Below are 8,857 nucleotides of genomic sequence, written 5' to 3'. Positions count from 1 at the left end.
CCTCTCCCCAGTGGGGAGAGGGGGAAAGGGAGCCCATCTTCAAGCCTTTCAAACCCTGGTTCGACTCGGCGCCGCAGGTCGCAGCACATAGCCCATGCAACTCGGTCAGCCCCCTCGCCCCAGTGGGGAGAGGGGGAAAGGGAGCCCATCTTCAAGCCTTTCAAACCCTGGTTCGACTCGGCGCCGCAGGTCGCAGCACATAGACCATGCAACTCGGTCAGCCCCCTCGCCCCTTTGGGGAGAGGGAGAAAGGGAGCCCATCTTCAAGCCTTTCAAACCCTGGTTCACTCGGCGCCGCAGGTCGCAGCACATAGTTCATTCAACTCGGTCAGCCCCCTCGCCCCTTTGGGGAGAGGGGGAAAGGGAGCCCATCTTCAAGCCTTTCAAATCCTGGTTCGACTCAGAGCCGCAGGTCGCAGCACATAGCCCATGCAACTCGGTCAGCCCCCTCGCCCCTTTGGGGAGAGGGTTGGGGTGAGGGGTGACTCTCAATGACTCACCCCTCACCCACAAACAACCTGTATCAGGCTTTACCAGGCCAGGCGCTGACAAATTCAGCCAGGTCGACTTTCTCGGCCACGCGCGGTTCTTTCTGCGGGGTGCCGAGGTACAGGAACGCAATCACTTCCTCGCCTTCGGTCAAGCCCAAACCTTTGGCCACATGCGCCGAATACGCCAACTCGCCGGTCCGCCACACCGCGCCAATGCCTTGCGCGTACGCCGCGAGCAAAATCCCGTGGGCCGCGCAGCCGGCTGCCAACAACTGTTCGGACTTCGGATATTTGACGTGATCCTGCAACCGCGCGATCACCACCACCACCAACGGCGCCCGCAGCGGACCGTTGCGCGCCTTGTCCACCGCCGCTTCGGAGACTTCGCCGTCGTGCAATTTCGCCGCTTCGGCCAGCAGCTCGCCCATTTGCTCGCGGGCCGCGCCTTCGACGGTCAAAAAGCGCCATGGCTGCAAATGGCCGTGATCCGGTGCGCGCATGGCGGCGGCGAACAATGCTTCACGTTGTTCAGCGCTAGGGGCCGGTTCGACCAGTCGAGGAACGGAAACACGGTTGAGCAAAGCGTCGAGAGCCTGCATCGGCCACCTCCTGTAAAAAATGTTTGGCTATTCTAGCTGCATCGACCTTGGGAGTGCCGGTTTACATGCCGGACCCCGCAGGTAGAATGGCGCCCTTCCCTATTACTGCCCGAGCGCACTTCATGGCGTTGCCGACCTTACGCATTATTGGATTCATCATCGGCATCTTCCTGATCACGCTGGCCATCGCCATGGTCGTGCCCATGGCCACGCTGGTGATTTTCGACCGCACGGGCGACCTGCCGTCGTTCCTCTGGGCGAGCATGATCACCTTCGTCGCCGGCCTCGCGCTGGTGATCCCCGGCCGCCCGGAACACGTGCATCTGCGTCCGCGCGACATGTACCTGTTGACCGTCAGCAGCTGGCTGGTGGTGTGCATTTTCGCCGCGTTGCCGTTCCTGCTGACCCAACACATCAGCTACACCGATTCATTCTTCGAAAGCATGTCGGGCATCACCGCGACCGGCTCCACGGTGCTCAATCACCTCGACGACATGTCGCCCGGCATTCTGATGTGGCGCTCGTTGCTGCACTGGATCGGCGGCATCGGCTTTATCGGCATGGCGGTGGCGATTCTGCCGCTGCTGCGAATCGGTGGCATGCGCCTGTTCCAGACCGAATCCTCGGACCGCTCGGAAAAGGTCATGCCGCGCTCGCACATGGTTGCGCGGCTGATCGTTGCGGCGTATGTCGGCATCACCATTCTCGGCAGTCTGGCGTTCTGGTGGGCCGGGATGAGCCTGTTCGACGCGATCAACCACGCGATGTCGGCAATTTCCACCGGCGGTTTCTCCACCTCCGACCTGTCGCTGGCGAAGTGGAAACAGCCTGCGGTGCATTGGGTCGCGGTGGTCATCATGATTCTCGGCAGCCTGCCGTTCACCCTCTACGTGGCGACCTTGCGCGGCAATCGCAGAGCGCTGATCAAGGATCAGCAAGTGCAGGGTTTGCTCGGCATGTTGCTGGTGACCTGGCTGGTACTCGGCACCTGGTATTGGTGGACCACCAACCTGCATTGGCTCGAAGCACTGCGCCACGTGGCGCTGAACGTGACGTCGGTGATCACCACCACCGGTTTTGCGCTGGGCGACTACAGCCTCTGGGGCAATTTCTCGCTGATGTTGTTCTTTTATCTGGGCTTCGTCGGCGGCTGTTCCGGCTCGACCGCGGGCGGGATCAAGATTTTCCGTTTCCAGGTCGCCTACATCCTGCTCAAGGCCAACCTTAACCAGTTGATTCACCCGCGCGCGGTGATCAAGCAGAAGTACAACGGCCACCGACTCGACGAAGAAATCGTCCGTTCGATCCTGACGTTCTCGTTCTTTTTCGCCATCACCATTTGCGTGATCGCCCTGCTCCTGTCGCTGCTCGGCGTCGACTGGATGACCGCGCTGACCGGCGCCGCCAGCACCGTGTCCGGCGTCGGTCCGGGCCTGGGCGAAACGATTGGCCCGGCAGGCAACTTCGCGACGTTGCCGGATGCGGCCAAGTGGATTCTCTCGTTCGGCATGCTGCTCGGCCGACTGGAAATCATTACCGTGTTTGTTCTGTGTATTCCGGCGTTCTGGCGTCACTGACCTGCTTCGGCGCATCGAGCAACCGCGCGCGGTACTCGCCGGGCGTGGCGTCGAACCAGCGGCGGAAGGCGCGAAAGAAGTTACTCGGGTCGGCGAAGCCCAGCAGATAGGCGATTTCCAGCAAGGTCATGCTCGGCTGCGCCAGGTATTGCTCGGCCAGTTCGCGTCGAGTGTCATCGAGCAAGGTCTGGAAACTCGTGCCCTCTTCCTGCAACCGGCGCTGCAAGGTGCGTTGCGATAAATGCAGGGTTTGCGCGACGGTATCGCGCTTCGGCTCGCCTTGGGGCAGCAAACGGCACAGCACTTGCCGCGCCTTGTGGGTCACCCGACTTTCGGAAAACCGCGCCAGGTATTCACCGGCAAAACGGTCATGCAGCAGCGCCATCGCCTCGTTGGCCGTAGGCAGCGGCGCTTCCATGTCGGCGCGTTCGAAGATCAGCGCATCGTAGGGCGCGTTGAACACCAGCGGCGCATGAAAGGCTTGTTTATACGGTTCGAGATCGGCTGGCTCATCGCCCTGCACCAGCACTTTGCGCGGTTGCAACGTGCGCCCGGTCAGCCAGCCGCACAGGGCCAGCGCGCAAGCCAGTGAGGCTTCGGCGCTCTGGCGGGTCGGCGGCAGATGGTCGCCGTGGACCGTCAGGATCAGCGCGTAACCCTCATCCAGCAGGCGGAAACTCAGGTCGGCGCTTTCGGCAATGATCCGCTGATAACGCACCAGCCGCTGAAACCCTTCGGCCAGTGTCTGACTGGACATCAGCGCATACCCGGCGACATGAAAAGACGCCGGTCGCACCACTTTGCCCATGTTCAGGCCAATCGCCGGGTTCCCCGACAGCTCGACCGCGCGCTGCCACAGCCGCGTCATCGAATCTTGCGGGAAGCGCGCATCCGGATCATCCAGCGATGCGTAGTCGAGCCCCAGTTGCTTGAACAAAACCCGGCAATCCAGGCCGTCCATTTCAATTGCTTTGACAATCCCCATCGCCCAGCTTGCAGAAGTCGTTCGTTCGCTCATGGCGTTTACTTAAATGATGAGCCGCATGCTACGGCCAATTACCGAAGGATACTAAAGTGGCGCCCATTGTCACTGGCTGTTACCAATGATCACTCTAGACTCAAATAAGCTACCCGCAGAACATCTTGCCGTCAGAGCAACAATCAACTGACAGCCACAGACAAACACAGAGACCGCAGTCGTGGAAAACACCAAGCGTTTCAACAGCTTCGCTGAGTTTTACCCGTACTACCTCAGCGAACACGCCAACAGCACTTGCCGACGACTGCACTTTATCGGCACCACGCTGGTGATTTTCATTCTGGCGCTGACCATCGGCCGTGGCGCATGGATGTTGCTGATCGCCTTGCCACTGGCCGGCTACACCTTCGCCTGGATCGGGCATTTCTTCTTCGAGAAGAATCGTCCGGCAACCTTTCAGCATCCGTTCTACAGCCTGCTCGGCGATTTCGTCATGTACCGCGACATGATTCTCGGCCGCGTGCCGTTCTAGGCTCGGCGGGCCAGCAATGCGTCCCGCGCAGCCACTGCGCGGCCGTGTTGAGCTTCTACACTGAGGCAAAACCCGGGCAAAACCCGCCCAACTTCGTTGAAAACAAGAAGATCGCCGATGAACGCCAATGCTCGCTTCACCCATATGCAGGACGGCACGCAAGAAGACTGGGCGATCATCGCCGCAGATTTCAGTGCCTACGCCCGGCAATTGCCGACACGAATCGTCGCGCACCTGAAGTTGCTCGAGGGCGACTTTGGCGGCTTCCCGGTCGATCGCCTGACCCATTCGCTGCAAACCGCGAGCCGTGCCTTTCGCGATGGCCGCGATGAGGAATATGTGGTTTGCGCGCTGTTGCACGACATCGGCGACACCCTGGGTTCGTACAATCACCCGGACATTGCGGCGGCGATTCTCAAGCCGTTTATCAGCGCCGACAATCTGTGGATGGTCGAGAAACACGGGATCTTCCAGGGTTATTACTTCTTCCATCACTTGGGCATGGATCGGCACCTGCGCGAACAATTCAGCGACCATCCGCAGTACCACGCGACCATCGAGTTCTGCGCCAAATACGATGCGGCGGCGTTTGATCCGTCCTATGAAAACCTGCCGCTGAGCTTCTTCGAACCGATGATGCAACGCGTGTTCGCGCAACCGAAAAACTCGATCTACAAGGAAGCGATGCAAGAACACGCGCCGGCCTGAGTTCAGGGTGATCGTGATGGCCCCTTCGCGGGCAAGCCTCGCTCCTACGCTTGGAATGCATTCTCCCGTAGGAGCGAGGCTTGCCCGCGAAGGCGTCGAACCTGCCTAAGCCGGTTCCGCAATTTTCAGCGCTTTCAATTCAGCTTCGCGCGCCTGCGCGTCGGCCAGGCGATAGAGCTCGATCGAGCCGTCCCAATGTTCGATCAGCGCCGTGCACGACTCGACCCAATCGCCGCAATTCAAGTAATCGACGCCGCCCACCTGGCGAATCTCGGCATGGTGAATGTGCCCGCACACCACCCCGTGCAATCCGCGTTTGACGCATTCGTGGGCGATGGCTTCTTCAAAGTCGCTGATGAAACTGACCGCGGTTTTCACCTTGTGCTTGAGGTACGCCGACAACGACCAATAGCCGTAGCCGTAACGCGCGCGCCAGTGATTGAGCCAGCGGTTGAGGGTCAAGGTGAACTCGTAGGCCGAGTCGCCAAGGAATGCCAGCCAGCGGTGATAGCGGGTGATCACATCAAACTGATCGCCGTGAATCACCAACAGATGACGGCCATCGGCGGTGACGTGCACCGCTTCATCGACCAACTGAATATTGCCCAGAATCAGCTTCGAATAACGCCGCAGGAATTCGTCATGGTTGCCGGTGACGTAGATCACCTCGGTGCCGCGCTTGCTCATGGTCAGCAAGCGGCGGATCACATTGGTGTGCGCCTGCGGCCAATACATGCCGCCGCGCAGTTTCCAGCCATCGATGATGTCGCCCACCAGGTAAACCTTGTCGGCGTGGTAACCCTTGAGAAAGTGCGACAAGTGCTCGGCCTGACAATCGCGTGTACCGAGGTGCACGTCGGAAATCCATAAAGTGCGCACACGTTGTTTACGGCTGGGTCGGGCGAGCTCGGCGCTGGTCATGGGCAACCCTCTGCGATGTTTTCAGCAGCGTGCGCCGGGCCGGTTAATCGCCTGTGACAGTCGCGCGTCAGTCCTGTGACAAGGCCTGTGCCAACGCCTGTGACCACGCCTGTGATAACGCCGAGCCGGTGTAGACTGGCCGCACTTTGCCAGGAGACCTGCGATGAGACCGATCCTCACGCTGCGCCAATACACGGAAGACTTGATCATCCACAGCCACGACCACGCGCAATTGGTGTTCGGGCTGTCGGGCGCGCTGGATTTCGAGGTCGACGGGCGTGGCAGTCAGGTGATCCAGCAAAGTTTTGTGGTGGTGCCGTCCGGCATGCATCACGCCTGCGGCAGCGCCAATGGCAGCCGTTGCCTGGTGCTGGATGTGCCGAGCGACCAATGGCTCGCGCAATCGCTGGGGGAACATGCCGACGCCAGCCGCCGCTTGCTCGACAACGCCGGACGCCTGCCGCTGGATGCCGGGCAGAGCCAGTTGGTCAGTTGGCTGGCGAACAGTCCGGTGAGCGATCCGCTGATTGCCCAGCAAGGGGCGGTGTTGTTGCTCGCCAGCCTGAACAACGTCAAAGCCGAAGTGATCGGTGGCCGGCGCCTGCCGTATGCGGCACTGAATGCGCACATCGATCAATACGCTGCGTATCCGCTGCAAGTGGCGGACCTGGCGCGGATTGCCGGGTTGTCGGCGGCGCGCCTGCATGCGCGGTTCGTCGCCGAATGCGGGCAGACGCCGATGGACTACATTCGCAGCCGTCGACTGCACATGGCGGTGGGTTTGTTGCGGGATTCGGCGTTGCCGATTGGCGAGATCGGCTGCCGGGTTGGTTACAGTTCGCAGAGCGCGTTTGCTGCGGCAGTGCTGCGCGAGTTCGGAGCCTCGCCGGGGAAACTGCGACGCGAGGCCGGCGACAAAAGTCGCTAGTTTGCCGACAGACACGCGAGGCCGTTGCGCGATTAAATGGAGCCGCTGGCGAAGCCTGGGTCCGGCTGCGCAACAGTCGTCAAACCTGAGTGCGCATCCTTCCTGATGCACCGCATCGTCTGAATTCACGACTGCTGCGCACCCGAACGCAGGCTTCGCCAGCTGCTACAGAGAGGATGCCTGTCGGCCTCCAACGTTTATCAAGGATCACAATGACTCCCCGTACCGCCCTCGGCGCACTGCATATCGGCGCATTGATGTTTGGCCTGACCGGCGTGTTCGGCAAACTCGCGGCCGCCTCCCCCGGCGTTATCGTGTTTGGGCGGGCCGCATTCGCGGTGCTCGCATTGGCCGTCTTCGCCCGGTTTGCCAGCACGACCCGCTGGCAGACACTCGAAGCCTTCGACTGGCGGCGTTTGCTGCTCAGCGGCTTGCTGCTGGCCGGGCATTGGGTGAGTTTTTTCATCGCGGTCAAAGTCGCCGGGGTGGCGATTGCGACGTTGGGGTTTGCCAGTTTTCCGGCCTTCACGGTGATCCTCGAAGGACTGATTTTCCGCGAGCGGATCCGCGCCAATGAAATTCTGCTGGTGGTGTTGGTCAGCATCGGCCTGGTGCTGGTCACGCCGCACTTCGACCTCGCCAGCGGCGCCACTACCGGCTTGCTCTGGGCGGTGGGCTCAGGTTTGTTGTTCGCCCTGCTGTCGCTGACCAACCGCGCCAGTTCCGGGCGCATTCCGGCGGTGCAAGCGGCGCTGTGCCAGAACGTGGTGGTCGCGCTGTGCCTGCTGCCGTTCGCCGCGCCGCAGTTGAGCGACGTGCGCCCCCTCGACTGGTTGTGGATCGGTCTGCTCGGGGTGTTCTGCACCGGCGTCGCGCACAGTTTGTTCGTCGCCAGTCTGGCGGTGATCAAGGCGCGAACCGCCGCCGTGGTATTTGCGCTGGAACCGGTGTACGGCATCAGCGTGGCGTGGCTGCTGTTCGATGAAAACCCGACACTGCGCATGCTCCTCGGCGGCGCGCTGATCATCGTCGCGATTGTGCTCTCCAGTCGGTTATCCGCCAGCAGCAAGAAAGCCGTGGCCGCCGAAGCCGCGTCTCACTGAGTGGGTTCGTTGTGCCCGAGGTGGCGCTGCGGGTCGATCTGATCGCGCACGCGCTGCTTCAACACTTTGGCTTCCGGGAAACCGCCATCGGCCTTGCGCTCCCAGAGCTGCACGTCATCACAAAAGATATGAAACACCCCGCCCGTACCCGGCACCAGCGACACCTTGCCCAGGTCATCGCCAAAGGTGCTGAGCAGTTCCTGCGCCAGCCACGCCGCGCGCAGCAGCCACTGGCACTGCGTGCAATAGGTGATGACAATTTCCGCTTTTTGTACGGCCATGATCGCTGAAGCTCCTGAGCGCGAAGATCAAAAAAGTGGCAGCGAGCCTGCTCGCTGCTGCAATGGGAATGGGAATGGGAATGGCAAGGTAATGAGCTGACGGTGCTAACGGATACCGGCGAGCAGACTGCGCGCGGTTTGCTTCAGAGGTTCGTCGCCGTCCTTGAGCAACTCGTTGAGCAGTTCGATGGCGCTGTCGAGATCGCCGTCGTCGATGCAGGTCTGCGCTTGCTCAAGTTTGCTGGCGTTGTCCGCAGCGTTAGCGGTCAAGGGCTCAAGCTCCAGCGACTGGCCGGGCTCGTTGAAGGCATCGAGGAAATCATCGTCCAGCGCCTGGGTATCAGGGACGGCGTCCCATTCCAGCTCATTTTCATCGAGCAATGGTTCGTCAAGGAGTGACTCGACGGGCGTCGGCTCGTCGGGCATTTCGAAGACGTCGGGCAGCACGTGCAGATTTGAGGTGAACGCCGGTTCCTGCGCTGGCGGTGTTTTCGCCAGCGACGGCGACGAGTTCTCGAACGGGCTGACCAGGTCCCAATTGGAATCCATCGACAGATCGTCGAGGTTCAACTGGAAGTCATCACTGACGGCCGACGGCGCAACCGCCGCTGGGACCGCTGCCAAAACCGGCGCAACTGGCGCGACCACTGGCGCCCTGCCCGCCACTTTCGGGAATCGCGCGCGCAGTTCGGCGAGCTGCTGCGGATCATACCCGGCGTCGCGCAGGCTACTTTCCTG

The 8,857-nt window shown here is 61.3% G+C and carries 10 protein-coding genes; 5 read left to right on the top strand and 5 right to left on the bottom strand.

Translation table 11 applies throughout. The features are described from left to right. Positions 1-523: 523 nt before the first annotated feature. Positions 524-1,090: an NAD(P)H nitroreductase gene (locus BI292_RS06980; RefSeq protein ID WP_092271554.1), complete on the bottom strand. Its 567-nt coding sequence runs from the start codon at positions 1,088-1,090 to the stop codon at positions 524-526. A gap of 122 nt (positions 1,091-1,212) precedes the next feature. On the opposite strand from BI292_RS06980, the gene BI292_RS06975 reads away from it, so the two are divergent. Continuing rightward, complete coding sequence (locus BI292_RS06975) at positions 1,213-2,667, top strand: TrkH family potassium uptake protein (RefSeq protein ID WP_092271556.1); 1,455 nt, start codon at positions 1,213-1,215, stop codon at positions 2,665-2,667. On the opposite strand, the gene BI292_RS06970 is transcribed toward BI292_RS06975, so the two are convergent. Next, positions 2,624-3,685, bottom strand: a complete 1,062-nt coding sequence (locus tag BI292_RS06970; RefSeq protein ID WP_218563478.1) for an AraC family transcriptional regulator — start codon at positions 3,683-3,685, stop codon at positions 2,624-2,626. The two genes, BI292_RS06975 and BI292_RS06970, sit on opposite strands and share 44 nt — an antisense overlap. A 181-nt stretch (positions 3,686-3,866) precedes the next feature. On the opposite strand from BI292_RS06970, the gene BI292_RS06965 reads away from it, so the two are divergent. Together BI292_RS06965 and BI292_RS06960 are read left to right on the top strand one after the other, a co-directional pair. Further along, positions 3,867-4,178, top strand: a complete 312-nt coding sequence (locus BI292_RS06965; RefSeq protein ID WP_092271560.1) for a DUF962 domain-containing protein — start codon at positions 3,867-3,869, stop codon at positions 4,176-4,178. 117 nt (positions 4,179-4,295) lie between these two features. Continuing rightward, positions 4,296-4,886 (top strand): HD domain-containing protein, encoded by a 591-nt coding sequence (locus tag BI292_RS06960; protein WP_101207431.1) that lies wholly within the window; start codon positions 4,296-4,298, stop codon positions 4,884-4,886. A 105-nt stretch (positions 4,887-4,991) separates the two neighbouring features. Here BI292_RS06960 and BI292_RS06955 read toward each other — a convergent pair whose 3' ends face one another. Beyond that, the gene (locus BI292_RS06955) at positions 4,992-5,807 is read right to left on the bottom strand and encodes a UDP-2,3-diacylglucosamine diphosphatase (RefSeq protein ID WP_092271564.1); all 816 of its coding nucleotides are present in this window, start codon (positions 5,805-5,807) and stop codon (positions 4,992-4,994) included. A 163-nt stretch (positions 5,808-5,970) separates the two neighbouring features. On the opposite strand from BI292_RS06955, the gene BI292_RS06950 reads away from it, so the two are divergent. Continuing rightward, positions 5,971-6,735: an AraC family transcriptional regulator gene (locus BI292_RS06950; protein ID WP_092271566.1), complete on the top strand. Its 765-nt coding sequence runs from the start codon at positions 5,971-5,973 to the stop codon at positions 6,733-6,735. A 212-nt stretch (positions 6,736-6,947) separates the two neighbouring features. After that, a complete protein-coding gene (locus tag BI292_RS06945) occupies positions 6,948-7,838 on the top strand; it encodes a DMT family transporter (RefSeq protein ID WP_101207430.1) in 891 nt (296 codons plus the stop codon). Here BI292_RS06945 and BI292_RS06940 read toward each other — a convergent pair. After that, positions 7,832-8,119 carry a SelT/SelW/SelH family protein gene (locus BI292_RS06940; protein WP_092271571.1) on the bottom strand — a complete coding sequence of 96 codons (288 nt, stop codon included), beginning with the start codon at positions 8,117-8,119 and terminating at the stop codon, positions 7,832-7,834. The genes BI292_RS06945 and BI292_RS06940 overlap by 7 nt on opposite strands. 105 nt (positions 8,120-8,224) lie before the next feature. After that, the coding region (locus BI292_RS06935; protein ID WP_305887387.1) for a FimV/HubP family polar landmark protein at positions 8,225-8,857 on the bottom strand (633 nt) is incomplete at its 5' end.

It is taken from the genome of Pseudomonas sp. 43NM1, from assembly GCF_002836905.1.
GTDB lineage: Bacteria > Pseudomonadota > Gammaproteobacteria > Pseudomonadales > Pseudomonadaceae > Aquipseudomonas > Aquipseudomonas prosekii.
This window is presented reverse-complemented; position numbering and strand designations above follow the sequence as displayed.